Raw genomic sequence first — 19,960 nt, forward strand, 5'->3', positions numbered from 1 at the left:
GGCAGACGTGAGTGAACTCAAGCTTCCGAAGGACGACCGCAGCATCGAGGTCTACAGGCTATCAGGCACGCCGGTCGCCGTTGAGAAACGAAGTGCCACGGATTTCAACCGCGTCGCCTTCGCCGCCGCCCATGTGGTGGCCGATCCCTTTGCCGATAACGACCCATGGCTTAACCCCGCCATCGACTGGGACGCCACCTTACGTTTTCGTCACCGCCTGTGGGACCTCGGCCTCGGCGTCGCCGAGGCGATGGATACGGCGCAGCGTGGCATGGGACTGGCATGGCCGCAGGCGCAAGAACTGATCTCCCGTTCGCTGAAGGAAGCAGCCAGCCGCAAGGATGCTCTGATTGCCTGCGGCGTCGGCACCGACCATCTGAATGGCGGCGGTTACGACCTGAACCAGATTATCGACTCTTATCTCGAACAGCTTGATTTTGTTCAGGGAGAAGGTGGACGTGTGATCTTGATGGCGAGCCGCGCGCTGGCCGCGACCGCCCGCTCGCCGGATGATTATCTCAAGGCCTATGCGCGGGTTCTCTCCCGCGCCGAGCAGAAAGTGGTGATCCACTGGCTGGGCGAAATGTTCGACCCCGCGCTTGAGGGCTATTGGGGTGCCAATGACCATATGGCGGCAATGGAAACATGCCTTGCCATGATCGAGGAGAATGCTGACAGGATCGACGGCATCAAGATTTCGCTTCTCTCCAAGGAAAAGGAAATCGTCATGCGCCGCCGTCTGCCGGCAGGCGTGCGCATGTATACCGGCGACGATTTCAACTACGCCGAACTGATCGCCGGTGATGAGAACGGCCATTCGGACGCGCTGCTCGGTATTTTCGACGCCATCGCGCCGGCGGCTTCGAAAGCGTTGGCCTGCCTGAAGCACGGGGCGGACAATGAATTCTTCGATATTCTGGAGCCGACGGTGGCGCTCTCGCGCCACATCTTCAAGGCTCCCACCCGCTTCTACAAAACCGGTGTGGTGTTCCTCGCCTATCTCAACGGGTTGCAGGATCATTTCACTATGATCGGCGGGCAGGAAAGCACCCGCTCCACGCAGCATTTCGCCGAGCTTTTCCGACTGGCGGACAAGGCCAATGTGCTGACCGAGCCTGATCTGGCCACGCACCGCATGAAGGCGTTTCTGGCCGTCCGCGGCATCGGGTGAAGCAATACGAGGAGAGATACCGAGATGAGCCTTGAAGGCCTTTCCATCAATTTCGCCACCGTGCGTCAGGGCGGAGATTTTGGCGCAATCGTCGATGCTTGCCTCGCCCATGGCATCACCGCCATTTCGCCCTGGCGCGAACAGGTACACGGCGTCGGTCTTACTGAAGCCGCACGCATCGTTGAGCAGAATGGGCTGCGCCTCAGCGGCCATTGCCGTGGCGGCTTTTTCCCTGCTCCTACCGAGGAAGGCCGTCGGCTCGCCATTGAGGACAATAAACGCGCCGTCGATGAGGCCGCCGCCATGAAAGCTGACTGCCTCGTGCTTGTCGTGGGCGGGCTGCCCGCCGGCTCGCGTGATTTAAAGGGTGCGCGGCAGATGGTGGAGGACGGCATGACCGAACTTCTGCCCTATGCCCGCGCCGCCGGCGTGCCGCTGGCCATCGAACCGCTCCACCCTTTTTATGCCGCCGACCGCGCCTGCTTCAACACGCTGAAACAGTCGCTCGATCTTTGCGACCGGCTGGGCGCCGGCACCGGTGTGGCCATCGACGTCTACCATGTCTGGTGGGACCCGGAACTGGAGGAGCAAGTGGCGCGTGCGGGCAGGAACGGGCAAATCCTTGCCCATCACATCTGCGACTGGCTGGTGCCGACCACGGATCCGCTCAATGATCGCGGCATGATGGGCGACGGCGTGATTGACCTCAAGGCCTTTCGCGCCATGATCGAGGCCGCCGGCTTCCACGGCCCGCAGGAAGTTGAGATTTTCTCGCATCGCTGGCAGGCACGCCCGATGGATGAGGTCCTCGCCACCGTGGTTGAGCGCTTCAAGACTGTTTGTTGAGATATCCGGGAGAGAGACAATGCCTGAAAAGGTGAAACGCAAACGTTACGCGCTGGTCGGCACCGGCAATCGCGGTACCACCATGTGGGGCCGCGAATTGCTGGCCGGCTGGAGCGACTATGTCGAGCTGGTCGGCATTTGCGACCTGAACCTGATGCGCGCCGAGCGCGCCCGCGCCATGATGGGATCGAACGCGCCGCTTTACGACGACTTCGACCGGATGATGCTGGAGCAACGCCCGGAACTGGTGATCGTCTGCACACCTGACGACACCCATGACGACATCATCATCCGCGCGCTGGAAGGCGGGGCCGATGTCATCAGCGAAAAGCCCATGACCACCACCCCGGAAAAGATCGACCGCATTCGCGCAGCCGAAGCCAAAAGCGGCCGACGTGTCGATGTGTCCTTCAACTATCGTTTTTCGCCCACGGCCGCTCGCATAAAGGAACTGATCGATGACGGCGCCATCGGCACGGTTACCTCGGTCGATTTCCATTGGTATCTCGATAATCACCACGGCGCGGATTATTTCCGCCGCTGGCATGCCTTCACCGAACATTCCGGCAGCCTGTTCGTGCACAAGGCCACCCACCATTTCGATCTCCTGAACTGGTATCTCGATTCCGATCCCGTGGAAGTGAAGGGGTTCGGACAATTGCTGCATTATGGCAAGAACGGTCCGTTCCGGGGAACGCGCTGTCGCACCTGTCCGCACAAAAGCGAGTGCGATTATTTCATGGATCTGGGCGCCGATCCTTTTCTAGATGCGCTATATGAAGATCCTTCGACGGTGGACGGTTATGTGCGCGATGCCTGCGTCTTCCGCGAGGAAATCGACATTCCCGACACCATGAGCGCCTCGATCCGTTATGCCAGCGGCGTGCAGGTTTCCTATTCACTCAATACCTATATGCCGATCGAGGGCCACCATATCGCCTTCAACGGTCATAAGGGGCGCATCGAGATGCGCCAGTATGAAAAGCAGCCCTGGACGGAACCGCCGGCCGATGAAATCCTGCTGGTGAAAAGTTTTGGCGGCGGCGTGGAACGTATCTGGGTGCCGCATGAGCCGGGCGGCCACTATGGCGGCGACAACCGCATGCGCGACATGATCTTCAAGCCTGGCTCCAACGACCGGCTGCGGCAGCGGGCGGGGTCGCGCGCCGGCGCCATGTCCGTTCTGACCGGCGTGGCGGCGCTGAAAAGCGCCCGTGAAGGCGGGACGGCAACGGTGAAATCGTTGCCCGTTTAACCGCTGTCGTCTGCGACCTCATCGGCAGCTGGGCCGCAGACGGCAATCGCCAAAAAAGAACCGACGATATTCCGCAGATTACGCTCTTCTTTCAGGCCGGTAAAATGGCCGCCGGGGGAAGAAAGAGTGAGTCATGTCCAGTTTTGAATCCTTCGTTCCGCTCATCATCATCGGCGCCAGCCTCGTTGTGTTCTTCAAATGGGTCGGACGAGATATGAACCGAGAAGAGAAAAAGCCGCGTTCCCGCCGCTGACGGCGGAAAAGCGCGCCCGCGCGGTGTGGAAACGGAACCCGCGCCTTTTCCCTGGCGTTTTCCTGCTAAAAGGAGGACGCGACATGACGAAGAAAACGAAGCCGAAAACTGTCGACAAAGGGCCTTCCAGCCCGAACGACATTCCCCCGGCCGGCCCGCACGCCAAACCTTCCCTCACTGACTGCGACAAGACGCCGGGCGCAGGCAGTCTGCCGGACGACGATGCGAAAGACGTGTCTCCCGGCGGAGGTTGATGCGCGTGAGACCAAAGGCAGCGCCAGACCGGGGTTAACATTGGCCCATCGGGAAATAACGTCGTAAAACAGATACTTAGCGGATCAAGCGTTGCTCGCCGGCGCTTTTTCCTTCAGGGCCCATTGCAAAATCAAAAATTGCGCCTATATTTTCTTCATCGACCATTGCTTGTGACGTCGTTCTGGAACAGACTGTTCCCCGTCGGATTTCCTCTCAAATAATCGATCTTATCCCGCAAGGTATCGCGGGAACCACAACGATTCTACGAAAGGAAATCGTTATGAACACTGGTACTGTAAAGTGGTTCAACGCCACCAAGGGCTTCGGCTTCATTCAGCCTGACAATGGCGGCACGGACGTTTTCGTTCACATCTCCGCAGTTGAGCGCGCCGGCATGCGTTCGCTGAACGATGGCCAGAAGATCAGCTACGAGATCGTCCAGGACCGTCGGTCCGGCAAGAGCTCGGCTGATAACCTTCAGGCAGCTTGATATTCGTCATCTCCAACTCGCAGACCACGGATGTACTGGCTGCAGGTTAGGATGACTGTGAGAGGTCGGGTCAAAGCCCGGCCTTTTGTTTTTGGGCCATGGAGGTCCTATGCGTAAAAATTCCTACAAGTGCGGCGACACGGTTTTTCTGAAGCCCGGTGTCATCGGCAACAACCAGCCCAAGGGTCCTGCGCGCGTGATGTCCGTGATGCCGGAGGGACAGGGCGTCGTTCGTCTCAGGGTGCGCTTCCAACATGAAAATTTCGAACGCAGTATTGCGATCGACGAAATAGATTTGTCAGCGTCCACCACACCGACGCCACGCGTCAGCGAAAACACTTCGGTGCGCGAAGCGGGATCCAGCTGGGTCAACCTGAGTTCCATTAAAGTCAGAAAGTAGCAGCATGGGCTGCTGAAGGAGAATTTCTTGCAAGTACTCGTCCGCGACAACAATGTAGACCAAGCCCTTCGTGTTCTGAAAAAGAGAATGCAGCGCGAAGGCATCTTCCGCGAAATGCGCGCGCGGGAATCCTATGAGAAGCCCTCGGAAAAGCGTGTCCGCGAACAGGCCGAAGCCGTACGCCGCCATCGCAAGATGGAAAAGAAGAAGATGCAACGCGAAGGCTTGCTGCCGGGCCCAAAGAAGGCCGCCCGCACCCGCTAAGCCCTTTGATACTGCTCTCTTACGTCAAGGAGAATGACATGGCCGCGACTAAAGAAGCTTTCTTCAAGCCCGGCAAACTATCCGCACAGGACAAAGCATCACTGACGGATAACGCCGCAAAACAGATCATAAATACCGAGGCCGACCAGCGCGCCCGCAAAACAGAGCGCCTTCGCCAGCTTCGTGAGGCACAGGAAGCGTCATTTATCGCTGACGCGCCTGCATCCGCAAAGAAACGATCCGGCAAGAAATAGCCGGACGGGATTTCCAGAACCGCCCCGTCAAACGGGTCTTGAGGGGATGATTAATACCCGCTCGAGACCTCATGAATTCAGCAGGAGGAGGACACCATGGCCAAGGGTCAATTGCGCAGCAACAAGGAAATCCGCAAACCTAAAAAAGACAAGACGAAAACGCCTGCAGCAGCCCCGCCAGGCTCGCAGGTCAAGTTTGCCAATGCAACCACCGGGGATGGCAAGAAGACATGACGCCCCCTGTGGCTGGGAAATCAGGACGAATAAATGCATCGCCATGAATGCAGGTCTTGATTTGGCCACATTGCCAAACTAAATGTCTCCCATAGCAACTGCTGGTGAGCGCGAATGAAATCGACGTTCGCAGTTGCTCCAGTCGCTTTTAGACTTTTGACCACGGATGTACTGGCACTGGTGTTGAGAGCGATATGAGGAAGGTCGGTGCAATATTGCCCCGGCCTTTTTTGTTGCCTGCGGCAGCGGCTATATCTCTCACCGTGTTTAGCGGAATTAACTTGCCTATTCCCCTTAAACGGCGCAGGCTCCGTGATAGTTAACTAAGCGGCGTTGCCACCGTCTGGTCTGTTGCGCCCTCAGCCCTGTCCCGCCTGTTGCCGGCGGTAACGATCCGCAATTCACGCGACATGGATGACAGCACGCGCCGGAAACGGTTTATCTGACGCGTCCGCATTTCGAAACGTTGAAGCGTCCCAGCGCCATCTCTGGACGGCAGCGCGACGCTCCGGTTTTTTTCTAACTCCCGCAGGAAAGGACGACCTCATGTCTTCCGCACACGAAAATTGCATCATCACATCGCAGGACCTGAAAATGCTTCAGTCAGTCCTGGAAGGTCTCGGTTACGATAGCCGCACCATGGATGACGAAGTCATTCTCTACGACAATGCCGCCCGCAAGGTGATCCAGCTCTTTCAGGATGGCTTGACCGACCCTGCCGATATTTCGAAGGAAATGCTGTTCCTGTTCGGCGTTCACAAACATGAGCGCGTCAAACCGTGGAAACCGCTGCCGCGTTACGCCATTCAGGGCCTGCCGCCTCTTTACCAGTGATGGGCTTGCCGCCCTTTTCGTGGCGGCCTTCAAAATCACCGATGAAAATAACGGCTTGGCAAAAGTCGTATATCAGGCAACACTGAAATTGAGCATCCCGCGCGCGATCAGGCGCGTCCGGGAGTTTGGGTATCGAATGTGCATCCGGTGCGTTGCGGGGCCATGACAGGTCTGCGCCAGGTTTCGGTTGTTTCCCATACCGGTAAGTTTTGCGTCTGCGTGGAGGTGAGTATGACGTATGACTGGAGCGGCCGCAAAATGCGCCGCATACGAGCGGCGAAACTGACGATCATCAGCCTCGTCGCAGCTTTTGTGCTGACAGCCCCGATTTTCGCCCATTATTGAGGTTTTCAGCCGCGAGGCAGGGTCATACCGGCTGGCGGATTTCGCTCCGCTTTCTCAACCGGTTCTTCAGCCATTTCTGAACGGGCTGATCGTAATAGACCGTCAGCAACCATGACAGGCATGTCGTGCCGATGAGAAAAACAAGGCCGGCCGACAAAGCGAGGTTTTCCCGGTGCACCGCGGGGATAAGAAGCTCCGTCCAGGCCAGAAGCGGAATATGCAGCACATAGACCGCATAGGACGCCGTGCCGAGAAACACCGACACCATTGACACCCCGCGCCCTGGAACCGTCTTGCTGGCGATAAACAGCAGGAGCGGCCAGACGACAAGGACAACCGCAAGATCGAAGAACGGCCGAAGCTCGCGCGACATCGGCACGGCCAGAATGAAGCAGACCAGCAGAAGGCAAAGCGCCGCCTGAAAGGGTTTCAACTGCGGCACGCGATTGCGGAAACGGTAAATAAGCACGCCAGCAAAAAACGAGAAGAACACTCGCCCCATGCCGGCATACATTTCATGCCAGCGAAAACCGGCATGCAAACGGCCAAACTCGGCGGCAGCCACCATCAACACAAGGGCGCTGACCGTGAGCACCGCGGCGGTTTGTTTCGGCGTGGCCCGGACACCGAAGCGGGCGTAAAACGCATTCACCACCAGCTCATTGAAAAGCGACCATGCCGGGCTGACGAGAAACAGCGCACCGTTCAGCGTGAGCGTGAAGGGCGCCGGCAGAAAGAGCAGCCCTGTTACCAAGGCGAAAGCAAGCTCGCCCGGATCGATGAGACGGTGCAGATCGTCGATCGGCGTCGGCAGGCCCAGCACGTAGAGGCAGATGAAATAGGCGGCCATCAGGGCCAGCGCCAGCCCATAAAGAGGGTAAAGACGTGCGAAGCGCGCCTTCATGAAAAAGCCTGGCGTAATCGCCCCTTCGGCCAGTTTCCTGCTATAGGCATGCGCGAGCACGAAACCGCTCAGCGCAAAGAACAGATCCACGGCGAGATAGCTCGAAGCCGTGCTTTTCCCGAACAGATCCTCGGCATGGCGGTGGACGATGAAAAGTGCGGCCACGCCCCTTATGCCATCGAGCAATATAAAGCGTTCCGGGGACGACTGGACCATGGCATGAGGCTCGGTGTGGCTGACGGATTTGAGGTTCACAGGCAACGAGCTTTACCGCGTTGCGGTTCACCGCCGCCAGTCACAAACTGTTTAACGTGGCGAACGTCCCATATTATTATGGAATACTAACGGGTGATCGACACTCTTTCGCGGCTGCGAAAGGCGTGCTACGTCCGGATGTCATCGATCTTTCGAGCCTTTGACTCTGCGGCCTTGTCCTTTCGAAACTCAGCTTGATTTCGCTTGGATATCTTCGGCGCAAATTCAGATGGGGCGGCGTTCGGCGGCAGGCAACTTTCGCGGAGTCTCACCATGTCCACCATTGCAGAACGTATCAGAAAAATCATCGTGGACCAGCTTGGCGCAGACCCCGCCAATGTGGTGGACAATGCCAATTTTGCTGACGATCTCGGCGCGGATTCGCTCGAGACCGTTCAGATCGTCATGGAAATCGAAGAGGAATTCGGGGTGGAAATTCCAGATTCCGCCGCAAGCACGATCCTGACCGTTGGCGACGCCATCCGTTTCGTCGAAAAAAACAAGACGTGACCGGCGGGGGGATTTACCCCGCAGACAAAGCCGCGACGGGATCGAGCTTCGACGCGTTGCGCGCCGGCAGATAACCGAAGACAACACCGATCAGCGTCGAGCAGACGAAGGCGGCGATGATCGACGCCGTGGAATAGACCATTGCGAAATTGCTGCTGAAGGCGGAGAAAAGCGCGCCGAAGCCGAGGCTGCCGAGCACGCCCAGCGTACCGCCGATGATGCAGACCAGCACCGCCTCGATGAGGAACTGCCGCAGAATATCGGTGCGGCGCGCGCCCACCGCCATGCGCACGCCGATTTCCGAAACGCGTTCAGACACCGAAACGAGCATGATGTTCATCACCCCGATGCCGCCGACCAGCAGCGAAATCACCGCAATCGCCGCAATCAGAAGAGTCAGCGTCTGCGTGGTGCTGGTGATGGTCTGGCGGATATCGTCGGTATTGAGAATGTAGAAATCCCGTGTGCCGTGCCGCTGGGTCAGAAGTGTCGTCACCGCCTGCTCGGCGATTGAGGCATCGACATCGTCAGCCACCTGCACCGTGATGCTGCGCAGCGACAGGTTGCCGAGAAAGCGCGACTGGACGGCGGTATAGGGCAGGTAAAGCGACAGGTTCTGGCTTGAGCCGAAACCGCCCTGCTGCGCCTGCGTGACGCCGACGATGCGGGCCGGCACCTTGCCGATGAGAATGACCTGGCCGACAGGGCTGCCGTCGAAATCCGCAAACAGCGATTTGCGGGTATTTTCGTCGATCACCACGTCCTGCGCCTTCTGCGCGACGCTTCCGCCATCGAAAAAGCGGCCCTGCGACAGCTTGGTGCCCTTGGCGACGAAATAGCGTTCGCTGACGCCGTTCACCAGCGCATTCGCCTCCTTCGCGCCGAAACGCACCGTGCTGGAGGTCGAGACCGTCGGCGTCACCGCCGCGACATAGGATTGCTTGGCAAGCGCGTCGGCATCGGAAACGACGAGCGTGGTGATCTTGCCCGACCTTATGTCGCCGAAATCCTTGCCGGCGAAGATTTCCAGCGTGTTGGTGCCGAGGCTCGATATGTTCTGCAACACCCGCTGCTGCGACCCCTGCCCCAGCGCCACGACGCTGATGACCGAGGCGATGCCGATGATGATGCCGAGCATGGTGAGAAAGGTGCGCAGCTTGTGCGCCCGCATCGACAGAAGCGCCATGCGCAACGCCTCGCGCAGAGACGAAACGAGACCCGCAAGACCCGAAGACCCGACGGAAACGGCAGCGGGTTCGGCATCGACCTGCGGTACGAGCGTTGCATCCGTCCTGCGGTCGGAAATGATCGTTCCGTCGCTGATTTCGATGATCCGCCCGGCGCGTCTGGCAATCGACATATCATGGGTGACGATGATGACGGTGCGGCCTTCGGCATGCAGCTCGCCGAGGATGCGCAACACCTCGTCGCCGCTGGCGCTGTCGAGCGCGCCGGTCGGTTCGTCGGCAAGAATGATCTCTGCACCGTTCATCAGGGCGCGGGCGATGGAAACGCGCTGCTGCTGGCCGCCGGAAAGCTGGCCGGGACGGTGATCGAGGCGTTCCGCCATGCCGAGGCGGCCAAGCAGCCTTGCGGCATTTTGCCTGCGGTCGCCCTGCGTCTTGCCGGCATAGATTGCCGGAATTTCGACATTGCCCAGCGCCGTCAGTTCGGCCAGCAGATGGTAGCGCTGGAAGATGAAGCCGAGATTTTCACGCCTGAGCGCCGAAAGCGCGTCGGCATCGAGATTACCCGTTTCCCGGCCCCTGATGCTGTAGCTACCCGATGTCGGGCGGTCGAGGCAGCCGAGAATATTCATCATCGTCGACTTGCCCGACCCGGACGCGCCGACGATCGCCACCATCTCACCGGCCTCGATGGTGAGGTCGATGTTCTTCAGCACGCTGATCGTGCCTTCGCCGGAGGGATAATCCCGCCGCACGGATTTAAGCGAAATCAAAGGTTCAGCCATGGTTCAAAGCCCCATCGGCGGGCCGCCCGGCCCCGGCATGGCGTTTGTGGCGGTGTCGGTGGAACGCTCGCCGGTCACCACGCGCTCGTTTTCGGCAAGGCCGGAACGCACTTCCGCAGTGACCTTGTTGTTCAGCCCGATCTCGACCTTGCGCTCGGAAACCCTGCCATCGGCACCGGCCACACGCACCGCATAGCTGCCGTCGCTGTTCATGCTGCCAAGGGCCGCCGAGGGGACGGTCAGCACGTCCCTCGCTTCGCCGAGAACGATATGGACCTCCGCCGTCATATAGGTACGCAGCTTGCCTTCCGGGTTCGGCACTTCGAACACGCCATTATAATAGATAGCCTCGGATGACGACGTGCTGGAAGAGGATGAGCTGGAGGATGAAGAGGTCGAGGAACTGAAGCTGGAATCGCTGCGCACCGATTCCGGCGCCGGCTCTATCGAGGCGAGCGTTGCGTCATACCGCTGCTGCGGCTCGCCGAGCACCGTGAAATAGACCGGCAGGTCCGGTTTGACCCGCGTTACATCCGCCTCGGAAATTTCCGTGCGCACCGTCATCCGGTCGAGCTGGCCCAGAATGACGATGGTTGGCGCGGATTGCGTGGCGTTGACGGTCTGCCCTTCCTGGCTGACGATCAACAGAACCGTGCCTTCGATGGGCGCTGTGATCTTGGTATAGCCAAGATTGGCCTCGGCCGTTTCCACCGCGACCTGCGCTTCCTCGATCTGGGCGTCGATGGCTTCGATCTGCGCCTCGGTGACGGCAAGGGCTGCGGTGGCGCTTTCGAAATCGGCGCGGGAGGCCGCGTTCTTCGACACCATCTCCTGCTGACGGGCAAGGCTCTGGCGGTTGAGAAGAAGCGTCGCCTGCTTCTCAACCCGCTGCGCCTTCACGTTCGCCAGGGCCGCCTGCGCCGTGCGCAGACTGTTCGTCTGGGTAACGGAATCGATTTCGGCGATCAGATCGCCCGCCGCGACCGTATCGCCGAGCGCCACCTTGACGGCGGTGATGCGGCCGGAGGCCTGCGCGCCGACGGCGACAAGGCGAACGGGTTTCAGCGTTCCCGTCGCCAGCACCGTCTGCTCGATATCGCCGCGCGTCACCGGCGCGGTGATATAGCCGGGTGTGGCCGCCCGCGTATATTGCGAGGACAGCCAGTAGCCGCCCACAGCGAGAGCGACAACCGCCAGCAATGCGCCTGCCTTGCGTGCCGTTTTCATATTGATGTCCTGTCCAGCCGGTTCACTCGAAGGAAGAAACCGGCGTCATCTCGTGTTTCACGAGGATGAAACCCCTCTCCGCTTCGATCCATTCATAGGCAGAGGCCGAGTTTCGCACCGCGGCCTTGCGGCAGGTGCTGCGAAGACGTCTGGAGTCCGTCTTTCCGCGCAGATCCTTCGCACAGGCGGGCTGGCGCCGCTGTTCATCCTGCCGGGACTTGGCCGCCGGCTGTTGCACGGGCTTGTCCTTTGCCACGGCCACCGACCAGGCAAAGCTCAAACCAAAAGCCGTTGCCAGCACCAGATAGAAATATCTCATCATCATGTTCCTGCTTGAAAATCACGCGGGGGATCGCAGGCGTGCGATCCCCCGGCTCCAGCCGTTGCCGGCTGATTTCCTCCTTTACTGGGGGGCAGATTAAAGGAGGAAACTTCGAAAGGTTGCCTCAGCCCCGTTCCGCCTCGGGAACCGGCGGCCTCATATCGCCATGCGGGGGAGCAAAGCCGCCGCGCTCTGCGGGGCCATGACGCGGGCCGGGAGGCGGAGGCGGCATCAGCGCACGCTCGAGTTCGGCAAGCTTCAGCACCTGCTGCGGCGAAAGCTTCGGTTTCAGCGCCGCAACGGCGTCCTGCAGGGCTTTGGCCTTTTCCGCCTTCTGCGCGATGATGCCTGCCAGTTCCTCTCCCGCAAGACGCGGCTCGGGCTTGGCCTTGCCTTCACCCGCCACCGGCGGCGGCGGATTGCGCTCCGGACCGGGGGAAACGAGATCGATCAACGCCGTGGTATAGGCGCGCCATGGACCGAGCTGTTCCGGCGTGACGCCGAGATAGATTTCGGCCGCCGAAAGCTTCGTCGCCAGCCCCAGAACATCCGGGCCGGGCATTCTGCGCATATGCGGCGGCAGCGGCCTTTCATCCGGACCCCGATCCGGGCCGATGTCCGGGCCGAGATCGAGATTGGCGGGCGGCGGCGCAGCCTGTTCGGTCGCCTGGGGTGCGGGCGCATTCTCTTCCGCTGCCTGCGCGGCGGCGGAAACGCCCATAGTTGCTGTCGCGATGGCGGCGGCCAGTAGCGAGTGTCTCATCTTACCTTCCTTCCGTTTTCCAACATGAAAGGATGATAGGAGCATCGCGTGTCCGGCTTTGGTCCGAATGTTTCCAGGCTGCTTCCGCAAACCGCCTATTTGTAACCGAATGTTGCCAGAACGGCCCCGGAAAGCTTTCGTTGCAAAAATCCGCCGTTTCTTTTCAGCGCTTATGTATAGTGGCATCAAAAGGTTGGACGATATGACGACAGTTTCGGTGACACATATATTGATCGTCGATGACGATCCGGAAATACGCACATTGCTCGCGAAATATCTCGGCTCGCAGGGGTTTCGCGTGTCGATGGCCGCCGACAGGCGTGAGTTCGAGGAAAAGATCGCCAGCTCCGATCCCGATCTCATCGTGCTCGACGTGATGCTGCCCGATGGCTCCGGCCTCGATATCTGCCGCGATCTGCAGGGCCGCCGGCCGCGCACGCCGGTCATTCTCCTGACTGCGCTGAAGGAAGATGTCGACCGGATCGTCGGGCTGGAAATCGGCGCAGACGACTATCTCGGCAAACCCTTCAATCCGCGCGAACTGACCGCGCGCATCAAGGCCGTGCTGCGCCGCGCGACACCGCAGGAGGCTCCCCGCCCCTCATCCGCCGCCTATGGTTTTGCGGATTTTACCGCCGATCCCGAGCAGCGCTCCGTCATCCGCGCCAGCGGTGAAAAGATAGATTTGACGGGAGCGGAATTCGATCTGCTGAAAGTCTTTCTCGACAGGCCCGGTCGGCTGCTTTCCCGCGATCAGCTTCTTGATCTCACGCAGGGCAAGGATCGCGGCCCGTTCGACCGTTCCATCGACGTGCTGATGAGCCGCTTGCGCAAGAAGCTGGACGCCGACACCCAGACGCCGATCTTCAAGACCGTGCGCAATGGCGGTTACCAGATGACGGTTCAGGTCAGAACCCTACCGGTGCAGCGATGAGCTCGCTTAAAAACCGCATCACGGCGCTGATGATCGTCTCCATCATCGCCGTCATCGCACTTGCGACTTTTGTGGCGGACCGGACGTTGCAGCCGCCGCCGCCCGACGCCACCATCGAGCCGCTGGCCCGCAGCCTCGCCTTTGCCGTGACCATGGCCGAACGTGATCCTTCCCTGCAGCAGCCCGGCTATTTCCAGATAGAACAGAAGCCGCCGCAAGGCGATCTCGACGGCATGCTTTCGGAATTTCTGGAAAAGGCGCTGGCCCGCGTCGGAGAGCCGCGCACCGCGATGGTCATCCGCTCACCGGGAAATCCTGCCCCCGTGGCGGCTATCGCGCTGGAAAAAGGCGGCTGGCTGGTTGCGGAAATTCCGCATATGGGTCCGCCGCCGGGCGGCTGGAAGATTTTCGGCATGTGGATCGGGCTGATCATTCTCGGCAGTGCCGCCGTTTCGATCTTTGCCGCCAGCAAGATCACCCGCCCGCTCGACATGCTGGAAAATGCGGCCGCCAGCATCGGGCCTGACGGTTCGCTGCCGCACCTGCCGGAAATCGGACCGGGCGAAATCCGCGCCACGGCGCGGGCGCTGAACGAACTCGCCACCCGCCTGAAGGCGGCGATGGAAAGCCGCATGCGCCTCGTCGCCGCCGCCGGCCACGATCTCAGAACCCCGATGACCCGCATGCGGCTCAGGGCGGAATTCATCGAAAACGGCGAGGAACGGGCCAAATGGCTGGCGGATCTCGAGGAACTGGACGCCATCGCCGACAGCGCCATCCTGCTGGTACGAGAAGAGGTCCGCCAGGACAGCATCCAGACGATCGACATCGGCAGGCTTCTCAGCGAAATCGTTAGCGATGTTTCCGGTCTCGGTCATGCGGGCTCGCTTGTCTTCATCGAGCCGGAAGCCGCCATGACCATCAAGGCGGCCCCGCTGGCGCTCAAGAGAGCCCTGCGCAACCTCATCCTGAACGCAGTCACCCATGGCAAGAAAGCTCATATCGATCTGATCGGAGACGAGAGCGAAATCGTCGTGACCATCAGGGATGAAGGCCCCGGCATTCCGCAGGAACTGATCGGGCGGGTTTTCGAACCCTTCTTCCGGGTGGACCTCGCGCGGCGCAAATCAATCCCCGGCGTGGGTCTTGGTCTTGCCATCGCCAGGGAAATCATCGAGCGCTTCGGCGGCACGATCACCATTGCCAACCACAAGAAACAGGGCCTTATCCAGACCGTGACCTTCGCAAGGGCGGCGTGACGTCACGCCGCTGAAACAGCCTGCGCCTGCCGCTTGGCCAGAAGCAGGTTTTCAGCATAGGCCATCATCAACGGCCCGACGCCCTTGGCATCATCAGACACCACCGGCTCGGTCAGATAATATTCCGGCGTTCCATCGCGATAATTGCCCTCGAAGCCGCCAAGGCCCGCGACGTGCACGATGCCCGTGAGGCGCGTCACGCCTTCTTCATCGGCTTTCAGCCGCGTTTCAAGAAGTGCCTCAAGCGCGCGGCGACCCGCCGAAAGGGCGGCATTCGCCTCTTCGCCCTGCACGAGCTTAAGCCGCGCCGCGCGCAGCAAAGCATAGGCGAACATGGCCGAGGCGGATGTTTCCTCATAATTGTCCGCAAGGTCCGGATTGTCGAGAACCTGCATCCAGAGGCCGGTCTCGGTCTGCCGGGCGATGATACCGGCCAGAAGCGACTGCGTCTTGTTGCGAAGCGCCACCATCGCATCGTCATCCGGCAGGGTGGCCAGCGCGTCCACCAGCGCCATGGCGAGCCAGCCCACCGCGCGTGCCCATATAGCGGGAGATTTTCCGCTTTGAGGATCGGCCCAGCGCTGGCTGCGGCTCTCGTCATAACCATGGACATAAAGCCCGCCGCTATCCTTCGTCGCCGCGAGCGCTGCTGAAAACTGCCGCAGCGCATCGTCGATCAGTTCCGTCCGGCCCGTCGCCTGCGCATATTCTATCTGGAAAGGAAGCCCCATATATAGCCCGTCCAGCCAGACCTGATGCGGATAACGCTTCTTGTGCCAGTAATTTCCGGATGCGATGCGTGGATGGCTGCGCAGTTGCCCCGCCAGATGTTCCGCCGCAGCGAGGTAACGCGGATCGCCCGTTTCCGCCGCAAGAGGAAAGAGGATACGGCCGGCAAGGATATGGTCGATATTATATTCGTGCGGATCGTAACCGGCGAGCGTGCCGTCTGGCGCTATCTGCGCATCGGCGAGACGATGCAGATGATCGTTCCAGCGTGCCTCCCCGGTCGCCTCGAACAGCTGTTGCAGGCCGCGATAAACGCATCCATCCTCATAACACCAGCTTCCGCCCTTGTAATGTTTATAAAGACTGGAGAATTGATCAAAATATTCAGTGGCTTTCATCTGTTTTCTCAATCGGAATCTGACACAATGGAAACGGAAGCATCGCTCAACAGGGCAGGATTATCGCAGACTATATGCGCCTGCTCGAAAACAATCGCCTCATGGCGCATGGGACGCACCCCGTCGGCCATGATCGGCGGCGTTGCGATGGCCGAAGGATCGCGCGAGACGATGGTGAGATTGCGGATGGCGACGTTGCGGATGGGCGCTTCGGCAAGGCCCAGAAAAGCGCCGGCCGCATGGGAGAGATTGCGGATCTCGACGTCCTCCACGCTAATGCCGTCGATAAAAGGCGTGCCGCCATCGACCGGTGCCGGGTTTCGCGATTGCACCCAGTCGTCATGTCCATCGGCATCGCAATGATAATGAGCATTGGCGGAAAGCGCGGTCTGCACGCCATCCAGCAGCACCCGGCGCATGGCAATGTTGCTGACGGTGCCGCCGCGCCCGCGCCGTGTCTTGAGGCGCAGGCCGCGATCCGTGCCGACCATCTCGCAATCCTCAACCGCCACGTCATGCACACCGCCGGACATTTCCGAGCCGATCACCAACCCGCCATGGCCTCGTTCCATCAGGCAATGGCGCACCCGAACGCCGCGCGTTTCCGAAAGATGATCGTTCTCGCCATCAGGACCGCGTTTTCCCGCCTTCACCGCAATGCAATCGTCGCCGACGGAAAAGCGCACGCCTGATATCGTGACGTTGCGGCAGCTTTCCGGGTTGAAACCATCGGTGTTCGGGCTGTCATCGGGCGCGACGATGCTGAGGCCGGCGGCAATCGAGTCTTCGCAGCCCTGCGGATGGATCGTCCAGGAGGCAGCGTTTCGGATCGTGAAACCGAGCAGGTTTGTGTTCCGGCAGGAAACGAGATGCAGGCCGCGCGGCCGGCGCGCGCCATCGCGGGTTTCTTTCGGCCAGCTCCACCAATCGCCTCTGTCGCCAGAACCGTCGAGAACGCCCCTGCCCTCGATGAAGAGATTATCTGCCTCAATCGCATGAACCGGCGCGGCGAAACAGGCGTCCGGCAAGCCTTCCCAGCTTCCGAGCATACGGCCGGCCTCATCGCGGGCAGGCAGGATCGGCCAGCCCCTGCGGATGGAGGGCGCGCGCAGCACGGCTCCTTCGGCAAGGTGGAAGGTCATATTGCTTTTGAGGCGTACGGGAAATGCCGTCCAGAGACCGCTCCCGAGACGCAACGTGCCGCCGTGCGGCACCGCGGCCACGGCCCTTTCCAGCGCCTGCGCGTTGGCGCGCACACCTTCTTCATCATCGAGCGCAACATTCGACATCAGGGAAAATGCCGCAGCCTCGACAAGCCCGGCGCAGGGGGCGGTTCTGAACTCCAGCCGTCCGAACCCTTCCGCTTCGAAGACATAGCGGGTATCCGGGGAGAGATCATGCAGCAGCGTCACCACGGTCGCGGTTTCGCCTCTCCTTTCGGCACCATCCGCCGACGTCAGACGCCATGCCGTTTTGGACGGAAGGAAATAGCGAGCGCCGGGCGCAGCAAGGCAAAGCGCAGCCATTCGCGCCGAAGACGCGATGATAAGGGGTTCGTTCATGCTCTCTTCTCGTCTTTTTTTGCATAGCCGACCAAACCCTTGGCGGACATGCTTCATATCGTCCGGCGTCCGGATAGAGGGCCCGCCACCGGAGGCGGCGGGCCATTGTCATCAATCGAACTTGGCAAGAACATCGTTGGTCGTATCGATGATCTGCTCGGCGGCCTCTTCCGCCGTCAGCTGGCCATAGGCATATTCCTCAAGCGTATCGATAAAGCCCGATCGGATTTCAGGATGTTCGTTGAAGGGCGAAACCACTGGTCCCGATGCCGCCATGACGATGGCGTTGGCGGCCCGCACTTCCGGCTCGCCCTTGCCCCCCAGACGCGCCGCCGCGGCCTTCGATGCGGGCAAACCGCGCGAGGTGCCGAGCGCATCGATGCCTTCCGGTTCGTTCAGCAGGCAGTTCAGGATTTGCGCAGCCGCTTCCGGGTTCTTCGAGTTTTTCGAGATCGAAAACACCATGGAAGGCTTGCGATAGACACCCTCTGTCACGGCATCGGCACGCTTCAGCATCGGTACCGGTTTCAGAACCTGCCCTTCTTTCAGGGGGTCGGCATATTTCGAATAGGTCGAATCCCATTCATAGGAGCCGGCGATGCGGCCTTCCGACCAGGACGGCTTCTCATAGAGATTGACGTTACCGTCGGCCGCTTCCTCTTTCTGGGAGCGGATGGAACCGGTTTCGACCAACTTACCGACGAAGGAGATGCCCTCTGCCAGTTCCTCGGGCGTCCAGGCCACGCGGTTGGTCTTGGGATCGACCAGATCCTTGCCGGTCTTCTGCACGACAGCCAGCGTCACCAGCAGCTGGGCAGTCTCCTTCACGGCATTGAAGGTGTAATAGTCCTTGCCGAGCTTTTCCTTGATGGTCTTGGTTGCCGCAAAGAACTCGTCCCATGTCTTCGGAATTTCAACACCGGCCTTTTCGAAGGTGGTGACGTTGAAGAAGAAGACGCGGCCGGTGGTGGAAACGGAAAGCCCCTGCAACACGCCGTTCATCGAACCGGCGTCCAGATCGCTCTCGGCCCATTGGGAAAGATCGAGCGGTTTCAGCTGGCGCAGATCGGCAAAACCCTCGCCGTTCTTGGAAAACAGCGGCAGCCATGGCCAGTTGACCTGAACGATATCGGCTTCCGTCTTGCCGGCCATCTGCGTGGTCAGCTTTTCCAGATAGCCGTCGAAGCCGGTAAATTCACCCTTGACTGTATGGCCATATTTCTCACCGCAGGCGGCAATGGCCTTCTGGGTGGCGACATGGCGGCTTTCGCCGCCCCACCAAGACATACGCAGCTCCGCGGCACCTGCCGCCGGAGCGGCTGCCATCGCCACATAGGCGGCGCCGGCGAGCATCGCCATCATTCTTGTCATCATCGTCATTGTTGTTCTCCTCCTCGAAAAATCAGGCACGCCCGTCCCCTCCTCACAGCGAGACGTTGCGGCCATCGGCCTTGTCGAAAATATGCAGCTTCTCCGGGTCCGGCTTCAGCCGCAGGATGCCGTCGCGCCCAAGCGCCTCGAATTCCGCCGCACCCACAACACTCACCAGCTTCTGGCCGCCGAGATCGGCATGCAGATAGACCTCGTGGCCCATGAATTCCGCATTGGTGAGCTTCGCCTGCAGCGCCGGGCCATCGGTCGCCTCCGTCAATGACAGATGTTGCGGGCGGATGCCGATGACCGCATCCGCGGGTCTGGCCGATAGCCGCTGCTCCAGATGCGCGCCGATGGGCAGGCGCTGGCCGGCAATGACGAACTCCGCGCCCTCGATTGCCACATCCACCAGGTTCATTTCCGGCGTGCCGATGAAGCCGGCGACGAAAAGATTGGCGGGGTGGTTATAAAGCTCCTTCGGGGTCGCGACCTGCATTATGCGGCCGGCCTGCATGACGCAGATACGGTCGCCCATGGTCATGGCTTCCGTCTGGTCATGGGTGACGTAAATCACCGTCGAAGACAGGCCTTCCGCCTTCAACTGACGGTGCAGATCGGTGATGCGCACCCGCATGGAGGCGCGAAGCTTTGCATCGAGATTGGAGAGCGGCTCGTCGAACAGGAACACGCCGGGCTTCTTGATGAGCGCGCGGCCCAGCGCCACACGCTGCGCCTGCCCGCCGGAAAGCTGTTTCGGCAGACGGTCTAGCAGCGGCTCGATTTCGAGAATGCGCGCGACATTGTCGATTGCCTTTTCGATTTCGGGTTTTGCGACACCGGCGATCTTCAGGCCGAAGGCGAGATTGCCGCGCACCTTCATATGCGGATAAAGCGCATAATTCTGAAACACCATGGCGATGGAGCGCTTGCCGGGCGGCAGGTCGTTGACACGCTGGTCGCCGATCAGGATTTCGCCGCCGGTGATTTCCTCCAACCCCGCCACCATGCGCAGCGTCGTGGATTTGGCGCAGCCAGAAGGGCCGACGAATACCATAAACTCACCATCCTCGACATCGAGATCGATGCCGTGCACCGCCTTGAAACTGCCGCCATAGACTTTTTCGAGATTTTTAAGTTGAACGCTTGCCAT

The 19,960-nt window shown here is 60.3% G+C and carries 22 protein-coding genes; 13 read left to right on the forward strand and 9 right to left on the reverse strand.

Translation table 11 applies throughout. From position 1 onward, the window contains the following. The first annotated feature begins 7 nt into the window (after nt 1–7). The 10 genes from ACQZ48_RS00255 to ACQZ48_RS00300 all read left to right on the forward strand — a co-directional run bounded on the left by ACQZ48_RS00255 (nt 8) and on the right by ACQZ48_RS00300 (nt 6,256). The gene (locus ACQZ48_RS00255; protein WP_448728320.1) at nt 8–1,171 is read left to right on the forward strand and encodes a dihydrodipicolinate synthase family protein; all 1,164 of its coding nucleotides are present in this window, start codon (nt 8–10) and stop codon (nt 1,169–1,171) included. Between the two features lie 24 nt (nt 1,172–1,195). Next, the gene (locus ACQZ48_RS00260; RefSeq protein ID WP_448728321.1) at nt 1,196–2,017 is read left to right on the forward strand and encodes a sugar phosphate isomerase/epimerase family protein; all 822 of its coding nucleotides are present in this window, start codon (nt 1,196–1,198) and stop codon (nt 2,015–2,017) included. A gap of 19 nt (nt 2,018–2,036) precedes the next feature. Continuing rightward, nucleotides 2,037–3,272: a Gfo/Idh/MocA family protein gene (locus ACQZ48_RS00265; protein WP_077984193.1), complete on the forward strand. Its 1,236-nt coding sequence runs from the start codon at nt 2,037–2,039 to the stop codon at nt 3,270–3,272. A 336-nt stretch (nt 3,273–3,608) separates the two neighbouring features. Next, nucleotides 3,609–3,779: a hypothetical protein gene (locus tag ACQZ48_RS00270; protein ID WP_162854306.1), complete on the forward strand. Its 171-nt coding sequence runs from the start codon at nt 3,609–3,611 to the stop codon at nt 3,777–3,779. 281 nt (nt 3,780–4,060) lie between these two features. Continuing rightward, nucleotides 4,061–4,270, forward strand: coding sequence for a cold-shock protein (locus tag ACQZ48_RS00275; protein WP_003508146.1), 210 nt, complete (start codon nt 4,061–4,063; stop codon nt 4,268–4,270). Between the two features lie 109 nt (nt 4,271–4,379). Next, on the forward strand, nt 4,380–4,670 hold the full coding sequence (locus ACQZ48_RS00280; protein WP_077984194.1) for a cold-shock protein: 291 nt from the start codon (nt 4,380–4,382) through the stop codon (nt 4,668–4,670). A gap of 27 nt (nt 4,671–4,697) precedes the next feature. Then, nucleotides 4,698–4,934, forward strand: a complete 237-nt coding sequence (gene rpsU / locus ACQZ48_RS00285; RefSeq protein WP_077984195.1) for a 30S ribosomal protein S21 — start codon at nt 4,698–4,700, stop codon at nt 4,932–4,934. A 38-nt stretch (nt 4,935–4,972) separates the two neighbouring features. Then, a complete protein-coding gene (locus ACQZ48_RS00290; RefSeq protein WP_077984196.1) occupies nt 4,973–5,188 on the forward strand; it encodes a hypothetical protein in 216 nt (71 codons plus the stop codon). 96 nt (nt 5,189–5,284) lie between these two features. Then, complete coding sequence (locus ACQZ48_RS00295; protein ID WP_162854307.1) at nt 5,285–5,422, forward strand: hypothetical protein; 138 nt, start codon at nt 5,285–5,287, stop codon at nt 5,420–5,422. Between the two features lie 546 nt (nt 5,423–5,968). Continuing rightward, complete coding sequence (locus tag ACQZ48_RS00300) at nt 5,969–6,256, forward strand: hypothetical protein (protein ID WP_077984197.1); 288 nt, start codon at nt 5,969–5,971, stop codon at nt 6,254–6,256. Between the two features lie 367 nt (nt 6,257–6,623). Here the strand turns inward: ACQZ48_RS00300 and ACQZ48_RS00305 are convergent, their stop codons facing one another. Next, entirely contained in the window at nt 6,624–7,721 is a 1,098-nt protein-coding gene (locus ACQZ48_RS00305) for an acyltransferase family protein (protein WP_448728322.1), read from the reverse strand. A gap of 312 nt (nt 7,722–8,033) precedes the next feature. Between ACQZ48_RS00305 and ACQZ48_RS00310 the strand changes: the two genes are divergently transcribed. Beyond that, entirely contained in the window at nt 8,034–8,270 is a 237-nt protein-coding gene (locus ACQZ48_RS00310; protein ID WP_448728323.1) for an acyl carrier protein, read from the forward strand. Between the two features lie 13 nt (nt 8,271–8,283). Here the strand turns inward: ACQZ48_RS00310 and ACQZ48_RS00315 are convergent, their stop codons facing one another. The 4 genes from ACQZ48_RS00315 to ACQZ48_RS00330 all read right to left on the reverse strand — a co-directional run bounded on the left by ACQZ48_RS00315 (nt 8,284) and on the right by ACQZ48_RS00330 (nt 12,554). Beyond that, entirely contained in the window at nt 8,284–10,242 is a 1,959-nt protein-coding gene (locus ACQZ48_RS00315; RefSeq protein WP_173990554.1) for a MacB family efflux pump subunit, read from the reverse strand. 3 nt (nt 10,243–10,245) lie between these two features. Then, nucleotides 10,246–11,469 (reverse strand): efflux RND transporter periplasmic adaptor subunit, encoded by a 1,224-nt coding sequence (locus tag ACQZ48_RS00320; RefSeq protein WP_173990556.1) that lies wholly within the window; start codon nt 11,467–11,469, stop codon nt 10,246–10,248. 22 nt (nt 11,470–11,491) lie between these two features. Then, the gene (locus ACQZ48_RS00325) at nt 11,492–11,791 is read right to left on the reverse strand and encodes a hypothetical protein (RefSeq protein WP_374638419.1); all 300 of its coding nucleotides are present in this window, start codon (nt 11,789–11,791) and stop codon (nt 11,492–11,494) included. A 124-nt stretch (nt 11,792–11,915) separates the two neighbouring features. After that, complete coding sequence (locus ACQZ48_RS00330; protein ID WP_077984202.1) at nt 11,916–12,554, reverse strand: hypothetical protein; 639 nt, start codon at nt 12,552–12,554, stop codon at nt 11,916–11,918. A gap of 202 nt (nt 12,555–12,756) precedes the next feature. On the opposite strand from ACQZ48_RS00330, the gene ACQZ48_RS00335 reads away from it, so the two are divergent. Together ACQZ48_RS00335 and ACQZ48_RS00340 are read left to right on the forward strand one after the other, a co-directional pair. Next, entirely contained in the window at nt 12,757–13,488 is a 732-nt protein-coding gene (locus ACQZ48_RS00335; protein WP_193600487.1) for a response regulator, read from the forward strand. Next, nucleotides 13,485–14,747 (forward strand): HAMP domain-containing sensor histidine kinase, encoded by a 1,263-nt coding sequence (locus ACQZ48_RS00340; RefSeq protein WP_077984204.1) that lies wholly within the window; start codon nt 13,485–13,487, stop codon nt 14,745–14,747. Before ACQZ48_RS00335 ends, ACQZ48_RS00340 begins: the two co-directional genes overlap by 4 nt. A 2-nt stretch (nt 14,748–14,749) precedes the next feature. Here ACQZ48_RS00340 and ACQZ48_RS00345 read toward each other — a convergent pair whose 3' ends face one another. From ACQZ48_RS00345 to ACQZ48_RS00360, 4 genes are all read right to left on the reverse strand, one after another. After that, complete coding sequence (locus ACQZ48_RS00345) at nt 14,750–15,874, reverse strand: glycoside hydrolase family 88/105 protein (protein ID WP_448728324.1); 1,125 nt, start codon at nt 15,872–15,874, stop codon at nt 14,750–14,752. 8 nt (nt 15,875–15,882) lie between these two features. After that, nucleotides 15,883–17,436 (reverse strand): polygalacturonase PglA, encoded by a 1,554-nt coding sequence (gene pglA / locus ACQZ48_RS00350; RefSeq protein WP_448728325.1) that lies wholly within the window; start codon nt 17,434–17,436, stop codon nt 15,883–15,885. A 111-nt stretch (nt 17,437–17,547) separates the two neighbouring features. Then, a complete protein-coding gene (locus tag ACQZ48_RS00355) occupies nt 17,548–18,816 on the reverse strand; it encodes an ABC transporter substrate-binding protein (protein WP_448728326.1) in 1,269 nt (422 codons plus the stop codon). 43 nt (nt 18,817–18,859) lie between these two features. Next, on the reverse strand, nt 18,860–19,960 hold the full coding sequence (locus ACQZ48_RS00360; RefSeq protein WP_077984208.1) for an ABC transporter ATP-binding protein: 1,101 nt from the start codon (nt 19,958–19,960) through the stop codon (nt 18,860–18,862).

Source organism: Agrobacterium sp. 22-209-1 (genome assembly GCF_053522485.1).